At 61.2% G+C, this 14,306-nt stretch carries 12 protein-coding genes; 10 read left to right on the top strand and 2 right to left on the bottom strand.

The window, feature by feature from the left end; all coding sequences use genetic code 11:
• The first annotated feature begins 33 nt into the window (after positions 1–33).
• Both ACIOWE_RS14910 and ACIOWE_RS14905 read left to right on the top strand, forming a co-directional pair.
• A complete protein-coding gene (locus ACIOWE_RS14910; protein ID WP_401392603.1) occupies positions 34–1,221 on the top strand; it encodes a DUF3142 domain-containing protein in 1,188 nt (395 codons plus the stop codon).
• Positions 1,208–3,340 carry a hypothetical protein gene (locus ACIOWE_RS14905; protein WP_401392600.1) on the top strand — a complete coding sequence of 711 codons (2,133 nt, stop codon included), beginning with the start codon at positions 1,208–1,210 and terminating at the stop codon, positions 3,338–3,340. Before ACIOWE_RS14910 ends, ACIOWE_RS14905 begins: the two co-directional genes overlap by 14 nt.
• Here ACIOWE_RS14905 and ACIOWE_RS14900 read toward each other — a convergent pair.
• Positions 3,337–3,966: a LysE family translocator gene (locus ACIOWE_RS14900; protein WP_401392597.1), complete on the bottom strand. Its 630-nt coding sequence runs from the start codon at positions 3,964–3,966 to the stop codon at positions 3,337–3,339. The genes ACIOWE_RS14905 and ACIOWE_RS14900 overlap by 4 nt on opposite strands.
• A gap of 144 nt (positions 3,967–4,110) precedes the next feature.
• Here ACIOWE_RS14900 and ACIOWE_RS14895 point away from each other — a divergent pair, with 144 nt between their 5' ends.
• On the top strand, positions 4,111–4,584 hold the full coding sequence (locus ACIOWE_RS14895) for an Lrp/AsnC family transcriptional regulator (protein WP_103302808.1): 474 nt from the start codon (positions 4,111–4,113) through the stop codon (positions 4,582–4,584).
• 75 nt (positions 4,585–4,659) lie between these two features.
• On the opposite strand, the gene lpdA is transcribed toward ACIOWE_RS14895, so the two are convergent.
• Positions 4,660–6,060 carry a dihydrolipoyl dehydrogenase gene (gene lpdA / locus ACIOWE_RS14890; RefSeq protein ID WP_401392594.1) on the bottom strand — a complete coding sequence of 467 codons (1,401 nt, stop codon included), beginning with the start codon at positions 6,058–6,060 and terminating at the stop codon, positions 4,660–4,662.
• 211 nt (positions 6,061–6,271) lie between these two features.
• Between lpdA and hflK (ACIOWE_RS14885) the strand changes: the two genes are divergently transcribed.
• From hflK (ACIOWE_RS14885) to ACIOWE_RS14855, 7 genes are all read left to right on the top strand, one after another.
• Positions 6,272–8,233 carry a protease modulator HflK gene (hflK, locus tag ACIOWE_RS14885; protein ID WP_401392592.1) on the top strand — a complete coding sequence of 654 codons (1,962 nt, stop codon included), beginning with the start codon at positions 6,272–6,274 and terminating at the stop codon, positions 8,231–8,233.
• A complete protein-coding gene (hflC, locus tag ACIOWE_RS14880; protein ID WP_401392589.1) occupies positions 8,230–9,270 on the top strand; it encodes a protease modulator HflC in 1,041 nt (346 codons plus the stop codon). Before hflK (ACIOWE_RS14885) ends, hflC begins: the two co-directional genes overlap by 4 nt.
• Positions 9,267–10,328: a protease modulator HflK gene (hflK, locus tag ACIOWE_RS14875; protein ID WP_201236216.1), complete on the top strand. Its 1,062-nt coding sequence runs from the start codon at positions 9,267–9,269 to the stop codon at positions 10,326–10,328. Before hflC ends, hflK (ACIOWE_RS14875) begins: the two co-directional genes overlap by 4 nt.
• A complete protein-coding gene (locus ACIOWE_RS14870) occupies positions 10,325–12,232 on the top strand; it encodes a heavy metal translocating P-type ATPase (protein WP_401392586.1) in 1,908 nt (635 codons plus the stop codon). The genes hflK (ACIOWE_RS14875) and ACIOWE_RS14870 overlap by 4 nt, the downstream gene beginning before the upstream one ends.
• A gap of 110 nt (positions 12,233–12,342) precedes the next feature.
• Positions 12,343–12,594 carry a hypothetical protein gene (locus ACIOWE_RS14865; RefSeq protein ID WP_401392583.1) on the top strand — a complete coding sequence of 84 codons (252 nt, stop codon included), beginning with the start codon at positions 12,343–12,345 and terminating at the stop codon, positions 12,592–12,594.
• Positions 12,595–12,659: 65 nt separating this feature from the next.
• On the top strand, positions 12,660–13,505 hold the full coding sequence (locus tag ACIOWE_RS14860; RefSeq protein WP_401392580.1) for a DUF692 domain-containing protein: 846 nt from the start codon (positions 12,660–12,662) through the stop codon (positions 13,503–13,505).
• Entirely contained in the window at positions 13,496–14,284 is a 789-nt protein-coding gene (locus ACIOWE_RS14855; RefSeq protein WP_401392578.1) for a putative DNA-binding domain-containing protein, read from the top strand. The genes ACIOWE_RS14860 and ACIOWE_RS14855 overlap by 10 nt, the downstream gene beginning before the upstream one ends.
• Positions 14,285–14,306 lie beyond the last annotated feature (22 nt).

Below are 14,306 nucleotides of genomic sequence, written 5' to 3'. Positions count from 1 at the left end.
TGCATGTTTTCTTCGGCAGGGATTGGCGATTTCATGCGGTTTGGTTATGTGGTTCTGATCACGGCTTTGTGGCTGGCGGGGTGTGAACAACGGGACACACCGCCACTCGATCAGCAACTCTACGTCTGGCAACGCCAGTGGACGCCCGCCCATGCGGCGGCGTTGCGCGATAGCCGAAATGAATTCTCCACCTTGCGCGTGTTGGCGTTGCAGGCTTTTCCGGGGGCAGGCTGGAGCCGGGCGCGTATCGATGCAGCGTTGTTGAAAATCGATGGCCGTCCGCTGATCGCGGTGATTCGTCTCGATGGCCAACTCAAGGCGCTGGATCAGCAGCAGGTCACGGCGCAAATTCTTCAGATCATCCAGGACTGGCAGGTGCAGGGCCTCACCGTGCAGGGCGTGGAAATCGACCACGATGCCGGCAACGCCCGGTTGCCGGACTATGCAAAATTCCTCAACCATTTGCGTTCGGCGTTGCCGGCGTCATTGCCGCTGAGCATCACCGCGTTGCCAGCGTGGCTCGACAGTGCGCAACTGCCGACCTTGCTGGCCACGGTCGATAGCAGCGTGCTGCAAGTGCATGCCGTCAGCGACCCGCGCCGTGGTCTATTCGATCCCGAGCAGGCAAGGCGGTGGGCGGACGCTTGGGGGAAAGTCACCACCAAACCGTTCTATCTGGCGCTACCGGCCTATGGCGTGGCGCTGCTGGCGGATGGCGACGGTGCTCCGCTGGTGGAAAGTGAAGTGCCGCTTGAGCGGGGCGGTCAGCGCCGCGAATTGCTCGCCGATCCATTGCAACTGAGCCGACTCGGCCAGACATTGCGTGAGGATCCGCCTGCACATCTGGCCGGGTTGATCTGGTTTCGACTGCCGCTGGCCAACGACAGGCGCGCCTGGAGTCTGACCACGTTGCGCGCCGTGGCACGAGGCGATGGGTTGCACAGCCAGCTCGGCCTGACCTTCAGCGAACAGAATGGCCTCTACGACATCACGTTGAACAACCCGGGTAATCTCGACAGCGCCTGGCCCGCGCGGATCATGGTCAAGGCCCGGGGCTGTGAAGGGTCGGATGCGCTCGCCGGTTATTCGTTGCAACAAAGCCCGGATCTGCTTACCTTCACCCGCCTTCGCGACGGCCGCTTGCCGGCGGACGGGCAGCGCGCCATCGGTTGGGCGCGTTGTGCACAAATTGATCAAGGAGGTTCGCATGTTGACCCGTAACTGGCCCCGCCATCTGCTCTGCCTGAGCCTCAGCCTGCCGCTGGGTTCGGCTGTGGCCTGCGGGCCGGATTTCCCCAACCGTCTGCTCGATGATCGCGGGCAGACCCTGGCCGATCTGCCGGCGGGCAACTTCAAATTCGAAATCAGTCGTCTCGGCATGACCATCGCAGGGCTGAAGAACGTCACCGCTGCCACGCACAATCCCGATGATATGTACGGTGATGAAGAGGCACCGGCCAAGGCCCGCGAACAAGCCGAGCAACTTGGCCTGAACAGCGAGCAGGCAGCGCTGGTCATACAGCTGCGTGGCCTGACCGATGCCCGTCAAGCCGAAGAGCAGGGCGCCAGCCTGCCGACGGAAATCCGTCTATACGTGGCGGGCGCGGTAGCGTTTGCGACGGGCGATCATCAACTGGCAGTCGAGTATTTCGACAAGCTGCTGGCACTGCCCGCCGATCAGCGTCCGTTGCGCAGCACTTGGGCGGCCTATTCCCTGGGTCGTACGTGGCTGGCTATGAGCAGCGAGGTGGACGACGCCATCACTGCGCTGGAGCAATCGCGCGAAGCGTTCCGCCAGACCCGTCAGATGAGCATCGACGGCTTCAGTGATCCGCTGGAATTGGGCGTTGCCAGTCTGGGTGAGGAGGCGCGGGTCTTGCGTACCGCCGGCGACTGGAGCGGCGCCATCGAACTGTATGAAGCGCAAAACCTGCATGGCTCGGCCGTGGGTTACACCTCGTTGAAACAATTGGTGAACGAGCTGGCCGAGTTGCCCGAGGCCGATCTGGCGAAATTGCTGCAACGCAAAGCGGTGCAGCAGTTGGTGACTGCGTCGTTGGTCAGTCGTCTCGACTGGTCGTACGGCGAGCAGCCACCGAACGAGAAAAAACTCATCACGCTGCTGCAGAACAGCACCCGCGGCACCCTCGAAAACGCCGATCGGCTGGCGGCAATGAATTATCAACAGGGCGATTACGCCAGTGCCAAGGCCTTCCTGGAAAACGCCGGCGACGGCGGACTGGCCTGGTGGTTGCGGGCGAAGCTGGCGGTGCGCGATGGCGATAAAAATGCCGCCGCCGCGGCATACGCCAAAGCCGCACAAGCGTTCCCGCAGAACGAAAGCTGGGGCTATCAGCGCACGGCGGACTGGGCCTTTGAAACCGTCCAGCCGAAATGCCGGGTCGAGGGCGAAAGCGCGATTCTGGCCTTGCAGCGGGGCGAATACCTGCAAGCCTTCGTGCAGTTGTATCGCAGCAACAGCATCTACTGGTTCGATGCGGCGACGGTGGCCGAGCGCGTGCTGACGGTCGCAGAGCTCAAGCAGTATGTCGATGAAAACGTCCCGGCCCCGGCAGAGCCGATTGACGATGGGCAAGCGGACGCCGAGCAACTGCACACAGCCGAAAACCTGCGCTACCTGCTCGCCCGGCGTTTGTTGCGGGAAGGGCATTACAACGAGGCAATCGACTATTTCGACAGCAGCACGCTAAAAGACGAGGCGAGGTACTACGGCGAACAACGCCTGGCGGCAGACAACGCCTGGTGGCCGACGAAACGCGCCACGGCGTTGTTCAACGCTGCCGTGGCCGCGCGTGAAGACGGCTTCTCGATTCTGGGCTATGAGATGGCGCCGGACTATGTGTCGTTTGGCGGTTTCTACTCGCTCGGGATCCCGGCGTTGCAAGCCGGGCCGCTGGTCAGCGAAGACGAAGTACAACGGCAGAAGGCCAGCGAAGCGCTGACCAAGCATCGTTTCCACTACCGTTTCGTCGCGTCGGAGTTGGCCAATCGTGCGGCCGACAACCTGCCGCACACCAGCCAGGCGTTTGCCGCCGTGTTGTGCAGGGCCGCCGGGTTCAACACCAGCGTGGAAGATCAGCAAGCGCTGTATCAGCGTTACGTCAAGGAAGGGCCTTACGTGCAGTGGGCGGAGAATTTTGGCCGGCAGTGCGAGGAACCGGACTTTGCCAACGCCGACAAGCGTTACGTCACCCAAGTGACCGATGCCGTGCGCACTGCGCTGCGGCCGTACAAATGGCCGGTGATCAGTGCCGTGGTGCTGATCGGCGCTGCTGCGTTGCTTATGTTCGGTCGTCGTCGCAAGGCCCGCAAAGGCTAAGCCTGCTGGACGAAAGTCAGGCGCACCGCAAAGCCGATCAACAGGCTGCCGAACAGCCACTGCTGAACCCGTTGCGCCGTTGGACTGTGTTGCAGCCAACGGCCCAGCGCGGCGCCAGTCAGGGCGTAGGCGCTGTCGAACAGCAGGCCGACGCCGACCAGCAAGATACCGAGCACGGTGAATTGGCTGAGTACCGGTGCGCCGTCGGCGACGATGAATTGCGGCAACAGCACGGAACAGAACAGCAGCGCCTTGGGGTTGAGCAGATTGGTCAACACGCCGCGACGGATCGCTTCGCGCCACTGCCCGCGCGTGTCTGCAATGTCGCCGGCATTCAGGTTCGGCAGCAGCGTGCTGCGCAAGCATTGAATGCCGATCCACAGCAGGTACGCCGCCCCGGCCAGCCGCACTACGTCGAACGTCCACGGTGCAGCCTTGAACAACGCCGCCAGCCCCAACGCTGCCAATGCCACGTGACAACCACGGGCAATCGCCAAGCCCACTGCAGTAGCCAGCGCTGCCCCCCGACCCTGACGGCCGCCGGTTTGCAGCAACAGGATCATGTCCGGCCCGGGCAACAGAAACACCACGGCCAATGCCAGGAAAAACAGCCAGAGACTCGCCACGTCATACCCCTTTCGTTGTCGATTCGGTGACGCCAGTCTAGGGCTGAAGGGCGGGGCAGGTGCTTGCGTAGTCAGCTTCAAAAGCTTGCACATTTGGCATAACCTGCGTTCTTTTCGGGCTTACACCATCAGGATCTGCCAAAGATGAAACTTGACGCTTTTGATCGCAAGATTCTCGCCGCGTTGCAACGGGACGGACGCTTGAGCAATGTCGAGCTGGCAGACGAGATCGGCTTGTCGGCTTCGCCCTGCCTGCGGCGGGTGCGGATGCTGGAAGAGGCCGGGGTGATTCGCGGCTATCAGGCCAATCTGGATCGCGATGAAGTGGGGTTGGGGCTGACGGTGTTTGTCGGGGTCAAGGTCGAGCGGCATAACGATGAGCAGGCAGAGGCCTTCTACCGGGCAGTCACCGCATTGCCGGAGGTGATTTCAGCGTTTCTGGTATCCGGAGAGTCGGACTTTCTGCTGCAGGTGGTGGTGCCGGATCTGCGCGCGTATGACCGTTTTCTCAGCGGCTGCCTGTTGAAGCTGCCGGGGGTAAGTGACATCCGCAGCAACTTCGCGATTCACACCGTTAAGACCCCGGGAGCCTTGCCGCTGGGACATCTGCCTGCCTGAAAAGCCAAGTTCGCAGCCTTCGGCAGGGAATGCGTAACCCTGTAGGAGTTGCCGAAGGCTGCGATCTTTTGATCGTTACATCTGCGTCGCCATCCCCTCGACATTCATCGCTGCCTGGCGCAACGCTTCGGAACGTGTCGGGTGCGGATGGCAGGTCAGGGCGATGTCTTCGGCCGAAGCGCTGAACTCCATCGCCACACAAAACTCGCCGATCATTTCACTCACGCTCGGGCCGACCAGGTGCACGCCGAGCACTTCGTCCGTGCGCTCGTCGGCGATGACTTTGGCAAAACCTTCGGTCTCGTGGTTGATCTTCGCCCGGCTGTTGGCGGTGAACGGAAACTTGCCGACTTTATAGGCGCGACCCTCAGCCTTGAGCTGCTCTTCAGTCTTGCCGACACTGGCCAGCTCCGGTTTGGTGTAGATCACGTTGGGGATCAAGTCGTAATTGACCTCTCCCGCCTTGCCGTGGATTTGCTCAACGCAGGCCATCGCTTCGTCTTCGGCCTTGTGGGCGAGCATCGGCCCCGAGGTTACGTCGCCAATCACCCAGACGCCCGGGGCTTCGGTGCGGTGCTGTTTGTTGGCGAGCATGCCGCGTTTGTCGGTGCTCAGGCCGACGTTTTCCAGGCCCAGGCCTTGGGTATACGGGCGGCGACCGATGGCCACCAGCACGTAGTCGGCTTCCAGCAATTCTGCTGCGCCGCCCGCTACCGGTTCGACGCTGAGCTGCACACCGTTGGCCGAGGTGGTGGCGCTGGTGACTTTCGAATTCAATTTGAAGGCGATGCCTTGTTTGCTCAGCGAGCGCTGCAAGGTTTTTCCGGCCTCGCCATCGACACCCGGACAGATGCGATCGAGGTACTCGACCACCGTGACTTGCGCACCTAACCTGCGCCACACCGAACCGAGTTCGAGGCCGATCACGCCGGCACCGATCACCACCAGATGTTTGGGCACTTCGCTCAGTGACAGCGCACCGGTTGAATCGAGGATGCGCTTGTTGTCGATCTCGACCCCCGGCAGGGGCGTGGGCTCGGAGCCGGTGGCGATAATGATGTCCTTGGCGGTCAGCTCGATCTTGCTGCCCTGATCGCCAGTGACCGTGACTTTGCCCGGTCCATCGATGTGACCCCAGCCCTTGATCCAGTCGACCTTGTTCTTGCGAAACAGAAACTCGATGCCTTTGGTCAGGCCGGCCACGCTCTCGTCTTTCTGCTTCATCATTTGCGCGAGGTTCAGCGTCGGTTTGACTTCGATGCCGAGGTTGGCGAATTCCGCACCCATGGCCGCGTCGTATAGCTCGGATGCGTGCAACAAAGCTTTGGACGGCATGCAACCGACGTTCAGGCAGGTGCCGCCAAGGGTGGCGCGACCTTCCACGCAGGCAGCCTTGAGGCCCAACTGGCCGGCGCGGATCGCCGCGTTATAGCCACCGGGGCCGCCGCCCAGAATCACTACGTCATAGTTGCTCATGCGCTTACTCCTGGTTGAGGGATGCGGATCGCTAAAAGTAGTCGTCGATTAAAATTACGAACGTAATATGTGCGTTTCCGGACATTTCGGTCAAGGCTTCAGGCAAGCGACAGGTTGGGCGTCTTTGAATAAGCGCAATTGTGTACGAATATTTCACGCTTTTCGTTATATCGTAACGATTAGAAGAGTGGGCCAATGAGCTTGGGGTGATATGCAAGTCGATCTGGAGGTTGATGGCACGCAAGTGACCGGCCTGCCGCGTTTTCAGCAGGCAGCGACGCAAGGCCGCCGCTTACGCCGTCTGGCGATTGGCCTTGGCAGTCTGGCCGGGGCAGGGTGGGGGCTGGCGTTTTTTGTCGGGTTGTTTGCGCCGCAATCATTATGGCTGCCGCTGCTGGTCAATCAGGGGGCGGCGTTGCTGGTGTTGGTGGCCGGGCTGCAATCGGCGTGGTGGGTGACGCAATGGCGAGCCCGGGTGATGAGTCCGCTGGTGTCGCTACCGCTTGCGGTTGATGAGTCGCTCGCGCCGGATGGCTGGTATGAGCGGCTGCTTGATCGTCTGAGTCGGCGCAGCGTGCATCTGCTCGGCCTGATCGGCGCGGCGACGTTGTGGCTGGGCGGTTGGGCTCTGATAGTGGTGCTCAGTATCGAGCAGGTGTGGAACCTCGCCTTGCCGGCCGCCGCTGTAGGCGTGTCCGCCACGGTGGGCGCGGCATTCGCCTTGCTGTTGGCGTTCGGTCTGTTGGTGCTGGAACGGCAACTGGCTCAGGAAAATCCGGCGCAATGGCCCGAAGCTGCTTCATTGGCCCAACTGACGCGAGTGGCAATTATCAGTCTGGTGCTGGGCGCGCTGTGTTTATTGTTCGCCAGTGAGCAGTCGTTGTGGCCGGTTCGCCTGGCAGTACTGGTGGGAATCTTGCCTGGATTGGTCGCGATCGAGTTGCTATTGCGCGCCGTTCTGTCGCTGTTCAGCCCTCGTCGTGATCAGCTTGAACCGACCTTGCTGGCGCGCAGTTTTGTCGCCGACATGCTGCGCTGGCCGCCGCAACCCTTGCTTGTGTTGCAGCACGAATTGCATAACCGTTTTGGCATCGATCTGCGCCAGATCTGGGCGTTCAGCTACATGCGCAAGGCATTTCTGCCAGTGTTGTCATTGGTCGCAGTGGTTGGCTGGGCATTGACCGGCCTCCACGAAATTCCCCTGCAAGGCCGGGGCATCTATGAGCGTTTCGGCAAACCGGTGCAGGTCTTCGGCCCCGGCTTGCACGCAGGTTTACCGTGGCCGTTGGGGCGGGTATTGAGCGTTGAAAACGGTGTGGTGCATGAATTGGCGACCAGTGTTGGCGAAACGCCGGCGGTTGTTCAATCCGAACCGGCCGAAGGACCGGCGCCGTTCACGGCCAACCGTTTGTGGGACGCCAGCCATGTCAACGATAAATCCCAGGTCATCGCCAGCAGCCGTGGCGAGCAGCAGAGCTTTCAGATCGTCAACATGGACGTGCGTTTCGTCTATCGCATTGGTCTGAGCGATCAAGCTGCGCTGGCGGCAACCTACAACAGCGCCGATGTGCCGACGCTGATCCGCAGCACCGCGAGCCGGATTCTGGTACACGATTTCGCCTCGCGCACTCTCGACGGATTGCTCGGCGAGGACCGTGCAGGGCTGGCAGAAGACATCGGCCGCGCCGTACAAAGCGATCTGCAAAAGCTCGACAGCGGTGTGGAGATTCTCGCCACGGTCGTCGAGGCAATTCATCCGCCAGCCGGCGCCGCCAACGCTTATCACAGCGTGCAAGCCGCGCAGATTGGTGCACAGGCGTTGATCTCGCGTGAACGCGGTGCAGCGGCAGAGGCGAGTAATCAGGCGCAGTTGCAGGCCAGCCTGGCCCGCGATCAGGCCAGCGCCAACGCCCGCGAAATCAGCGCCGCCGCGCAGGCCGCGGACTTGAAATTCAGCGCCGAACAAAAAGCTTACGCCAGTGCCGGCCAGGCGTTTGTGCTGGAGCAATACCTCAGTCAACTCAGCCAAGGCCTGAGCAAAGCCAAATTGCTGGTACTCGACCATCGACTGGGCGGCAGTAGCAACGCACCGACCATCGACCTGCGCTCGTTCACGTTGCCGGCTGACCCGACGCCCGCGCGTACCACCGCTCAACCAGGAGTCGCCCATTGAGCCAGTCGCATACACACGATCATCATGACCACAGCGGCCACGATCACAGCCATGGCGGGCATCACCATCATCACGGTCATCACCACCACGGCGCGCAGGAAGTGGCGGGCCCATTCCCGTGGCGACGCATGGGCTGGGCGGCGTTGCTGGTGGCTTTCGCCATCGCTGCGGCGAGTCTGGTGCAAGTGCGCTCCGGCGAGGCCACGGTCATCACGCGTTTCGGTAATCCCTCGCGGGTGTTGCTCGACCCGGGTCTGAGCTGGCGCTGGCCGGCACCGTTCGAAGCGGCGATTCCGGTGGACCTGCGTCTGCGCACGACTTCCAGTGGCTTGCAGGATGTCGGCACCCGCGACGGTCTGCGCATCATCGTTCAGGCCTATGTGGCGTGGCAGGTGCAGGGCGATCCGGACAATGTGCAACGCTTCATGCGCGCCGTTCAGAACCAGCCGGACGAGGCGGCGCGGCAGATTCGCACGTTTGTCGGCTCGGCTCTGGAAACCACCGCGAGCAGTTTTGATCTGGCGAATCTGGTGAACACCGATGCCAGTCAGGTACGTATCGCCGACTTCGAGGCGCAGTTGCGCCAGCAGATCGATCAGCAACTGCTCGCCACTTATGGTGTTCGTGTGGTGCAAGTCGGTATTGAACGACTGACTTTACCCTCGGTGACCCTCACCGCCACGGTCGATCGCATGCGCGCCGAGCGTGAAACCATCGCCACCGAACGCACCGCTATTGGCAAACGCGAAGCGGCACAAATCCGTTCTGCCGCCGAACGTGATGCGCGAATCGTTCAGGCTGACGCAACAGTGAAGGCCGCCGACATCGAAGCGCAATCCCGCGTCGAAGCGGCGCAGATCTACGGACGCGCCTATGCCGGTTCGCCGCAGCTCTACAACCTGCTGCGTTCGCTGGATACCCTCGGCACCATCGTTTCTCCAGACACCAAACTGATACTGCGCACCGATGCCGCGCCGTTCCGTGTGCTAGTCGATGGCCCGCCGAGTCTAGACACCAAGCTCGGATCGCAGCCATGAGTGAAGAAGTTCCACGTGGAACACATGCGCTGAACAGTCCCTGGATTCAGGCTGGACGCTTGGCGTTTTTTGCCTTGTACGCGGTGACTGTGTTGGCCGCATTGGCGTGGGCGTTCTCCAATGTGCGGCAGATCGATCCGCAGAATCGTGCGGTGGTCTTGCACTTTGGCGCGCTGGATCGCATCCAGAATGCCGGGTTGCTGTTGGCTTGGCCGCAGCCATTCGAGCAAGTAATTCTGCTGCCAGCGGCGGATCGAGTGATTGAGCGGCGGGTGGAGAATCTGTTGCGCAGCGATGAGGCGTTGAAGGCCGACCGAGTTGCCTCGTTCGCTACACCGATCAGCGATGCACTAGCCGGATCTGGTTATTTATTGACCGGTGATGCCGGTGTGGTGCAACTGGATGTGCGGGTGTTTTACAAAGTCACCGATCCGTATGACTTCGTGCTGCAGGGCGATCATGTGCTGCCGGCGCTGGATCGGCTGGTCACTCGCAGCGCCGTGGCACTGACCGCCGCACGGGATCTGGACACCATTCTGGTTGCTCGACCGGAACTCATTGGCGCTGACAATCAGGCCGCCGAACGCCGTGAACGCCTGCGGGGTGATCTGGTGCAAGGCATCAATAAACGCCTGGCTGAACTCAAGGCGAGCGGGCAGGGCATCGGCATCGAAGTGGCGCGGGTCGATGTGCAATCGAGTCTGCCCGATCCCGCCGTCAGTGCATTCAACGCAGTGCTGACCGCCAGTCAGCAGGCCGACAAAGCCGTGGCCAATGCCCGCACCGATGCCGAGAAACTCACCCAGTCCGCCAACGAGCAAGCCGACCGCACGCTGCAAGTCGCCCACGCTCAAGCCGGTGAACGACTGGCCAAGGCGTCAGCCGATACCGCCACGGTTCTGAGTCTGGCCAAGGCTCAACAACAAGGCACCGACCCGCAAATGCTCCTGCGTCTGTACCGCGAGCGCATGCCGAAAATCCTCGGCCAGGCTGGGTCGGTGACCACGGTCGATCCGAAAGACGATTCCCGCCTGATCATTCAGGGAGCCAGTAAATGAGCGCGACCACCGCTGCACCGAGTCTGTTGTCTTCGGCCGAACAACGGCGCGCAGCCAGACAACTGACGTTGGCGATGCTCGCACTCGGGTTGCTCGGCCTGGGTCTGATCTGGCGTTGGCTGCTGCCGGCACAAACCGGTGTCAGCCAGTTGCTGCTCGGTTTTGCTTCTTTATTAGTCGCCGTACCGGTGATGCGCTCGGCGTGGTACAGCCTGCGTTACCCGAGCCTGCATGGCATTACCGATCAACTGATTGCCCTGGCGATGCTCGGGGCGTGGGCGACAGGCGATCTGCTGACCGCCGCGCTACTGCCGATCATCATGATCTTCGGCCATGTGCTGGAAGAGCGTAGCGTCATTGGTTCGCAGGAAGCGATTCACGCCCTCGGCCAATTGACCCGCAGTCACGCGCGCAAGATTCAGGCTGACGGCTCGATCATCGAAGTCGACAACGGCACGCTCAAACCGGGCGACACGGTTGAGGTGCGCGCGGGTGATCGTGTCCCGGCAGACGGTCGGGTGTTATCCGGGCAGGCGAGTCTCGATACCGCTTCGATTACTGGCGAATCCGTGCCCGTAGAAGCAGGCGTCGGCATGACGGTGTTCGGCGGTGCGCTCAATCTCGACGGACTGCTGCATATCGAAGTGACCCGTACTGGCGATGAGTCGACACTCGGTAAAGTCATCGCGCTGATGCAAAACGCCGAGCGTTCAAAACCGCCCATCACTCGACTGCTCGAACGCTATGCCGGCAGTTACATGGTGCTGGTGTTGCTGCTGGCGGCAGTGACCTGGTTTGTCACCAACGATGCGCAAGCGATGCTCGCGGTGTTGGTGGCGGCGTGTCCTTGCGCCTTGGTGTTGTCGGCTCCGGCCACGGCGATTGCCGGTGTCGCGGTGGCGGCGCGTCACGGGATCCTGATCCGCAGTTCGGCCTTCCTCGAAGAGCTGGCCGACCTTACCTCGCTGGTGGTCGACAAGACCGGCACCCTGACTTTCGGCACCTTGCGTTTGCAGTCGATCAACAGCCCTTGCGCGGATGCGTCCTCGGTGATGGCGCTGGCTGCCAGTCTCGGCGCGGCAAGCAGTCACCCGGTCAGCCGCGCACTCGCCGGGTTGGTGCGCCAGGAGGACTATGTGTCGCTAAGCGATATCCATGAGCGGCAGGGGCTTGGCGTCGTGGCGTTCACCGGGCAGGGCGAAGCGGCCCTTGGTCGCCCCGAGTTGTTTGCGCAACTGGGTATCACCACGACCACGGTTCCTGATCACGACGGCCCCATCGCCGGGCTGTCGCTGAAGGGCGAATTTCTCGCATGGCTGTTGCTGGCTGACAGCGTCAAACCGGAAGCCCGATTTGCCCTCGCTGAATTGCGTGAACTGGGCCTTGGACGGCAACTGCTGCTCACGGGCGACCGGCACAGTGTGGCGCAGGCTCTGGCCAGAGAGGTCGGCTTGCACGAGGTCGAAGCCCAGGCCTTGCCCGAAGACAAACTCAATCGCGTGCTCAAGGAAATCGACAACGGCTTCCGGCCGATGGTGGTTGGCGACGGTATCAACGATTCGCTCGCGCTCAAGGCAGGTGTGGTTGGCGTCGCGATGGGGGCGGGCGGTGCAGACATCGCACTGGCGTCGGCGGACATCGTGCTGATCGGCAGTGATCTGCGCCGGCTCGGCACCTGCGTGCGGCTGAGTCGTCAGTGCCGCAGGACATTGCAGGTCAACGTGATCATCGGCCTGGGCTGGACGCTGGCCATTGTGGTGTTCGCCGCGTTCGGCTGGCTGGGGGCCGCCGGGGCGATGATTGCCGCGTTGCTGCATAACCTCAGTACGCTGTTGGTGTTGGGCAATGCCGGGCGATTACTGCGCTTTCAAGAACCGCTGCTCAAGCTCAAGGAAGAAAGTTGAAAATATTTTTCGATCGTCTGTAACGCCGTCGAGGCTGCTCTCTCTAGTGCCATGTCGGGACTGAACAAACTTCCAGCCGACACCCCCTGACGATGACCGAGGATATAAAAATGACTATCAAGACCGCTGCTGCCGGTGCCGCCCTCGCTTTGGCCGCCGCTACCATGTTTGCCGGTGTCGCAACCAACGCGATGGCTGCTGATGCCAACGTTCACTGCTACGGCGTGAACGCCTGCAAAGGCCAGAACGACTGCAAAACCAAAGACCATGCGTGCAAAGGCCAGGGCTCCTGCAAAGGTATGGGTTTCAAAGCGATGACTCAAGCGGCTTGCGAAAAAGAAGGTGGCAAGGTCGGCGAATAACTGACCGGCAAGTGCCGCCGCAGTGGCTCACGCCACTGCGGCCACTTTTTATCAGGAGTTCGCTCATGTCCACCTCAGTTCCTTTTCTCGGCTACGGCCTGGGATTGCGCAGCGCTTACTACCAGCAGATCCTCGAACAGCAGCCCAACGTGGACTGGTTCGAAGTGGTCTCGGAGAATTTCATGGTGCAGGGCGGTAAGGCCCTGTATCACCTCGATGCCGTCGCCGAGCGTTATCCGCTGGTGATGCATGGTGTGTCGCTGTCCATCGGCGGCCCGCATGCTCTGGACGTCGAATATCTAAAACAACTCAAGCAACTGGCCGAACGGGTCAGGCCCGCGTGGATCTCCGATCACTTGTGCTGGAGCCGCGGTAACGCCCACCAATTGCATGATTTGCTACCGTTGCCCTACACCGAAGAAAGCCTCGAATACATCGCCGGACGGGTGATGCAGGTTCAGGACATTTTGCAGCGCCCGCTGGTCCTGGAGAACGTCTCCAGTTACGTCCGTGCGGCTTCGGACGATTTCACCGAGTGGGAGTTTCTCGCCTTGTTGAGTCGTGTGAGCGGCTGCGAGTTGCTGCTGGACGTGAACAACGTCTATGTCAGTTCGCGTAACCACGGCTTCGATCCGTGGACCTTCATTCAGAGCCTGCCTGTCGATAAAGTCCGCCAACTGCATCTGGCCGGGCACAGCGATTACGGGGATTACGTGATCGACACCCACGACCATCCTGTCAGTGACCCCGTCTGGGCGTTATACCAACGCACGCTGGAACACTTCGGCCCGGTGGCCACGTTGCTGGAGCGGGACGATCATTTCCCGCCCTTCGAAGAACTCCTTGATGAATTGCAAAAGGCTCGTGAGCTAGGCACCAAGGCCTTGGCCGGGAGGCAGCAATGCGCCTGAGAGAATGGCAATTGGCGTTCGAAACATTTCTCCTCGATGAAGCGGCAACAGCGAACCTGAGATTGGAAGGGAGCCTGATCGGTGGCCCGACACTGGATATCGGTACGGGCCTTGCGATCTATCACAACGCCTACAAGGCGCGTTTGCTGGAGGTGCTGCGCAACGACTTCGAGGTGATCTGGCAGTGGATGGGCGACGAGGAGTTTGACCTGCTCGCTACGTCCTACCTTCGCCAATACCCGTCGGCGCACTACAGCCTGCGTTGGCTGGGCAAGGGATTTGAAGGTTTTATTCGCGAGTATCTGGTGCCCGAACAGAGTGCGCCGCTGGCCGAAATGGCCGCGCTGGAGTGGGCATTCACCCTGGCCTTTGATGCGCCGGCGGGTGAACCGCTGACGATTGAAAACATGGCGACGCTGGCCCCGGAAGAATGGCCAGAGCTGCAGTTCAAACCGATACCTTCTTTGCAGTGGCTTGAGTGCCGCTTCAACAGTCTCGCGCTGTGGCGCTCGGTCAAGGAGGACACTGATTTCCCTGCCAGTGCGGCGCTCGATACACCTAACGCCTGCCTGATCTGGCGCCACGAGCTTATTTGCAATTACCGCAGTCTTGATTCGGCTGAAGCAGCTGCGCTGAATGGCCTGCTCAATGAAGGCTGGAGCTTCGCCGAACTGTGCGCAAATTTGGCAGTCACTTATGGTGAGGACGCGCCACTTCAAGCGGTTACCTGGCTGAAACAGTGGGTGCAGGATGGTTTGCTGGAGCGTCTGCAACGATAGTTTCGGCTAATCAAATCGATAG

Origin of the sequence: Pseudomonas sp. NPDC087598 (genome assembly GCF_044743525.1) — a bacterium.
Taxonomy (GTDB): Bacteria; Pseudomonadota; Gammaproteobacteria; order Pseudomonadales; family Pseudomonadaceae; genus Aquipseudomonas.
The sequence above is the reverse complement of the archived record's forward strand: the minus strand, read 5'-3'. Positions and strand labels throughout refer to the sequence as shown.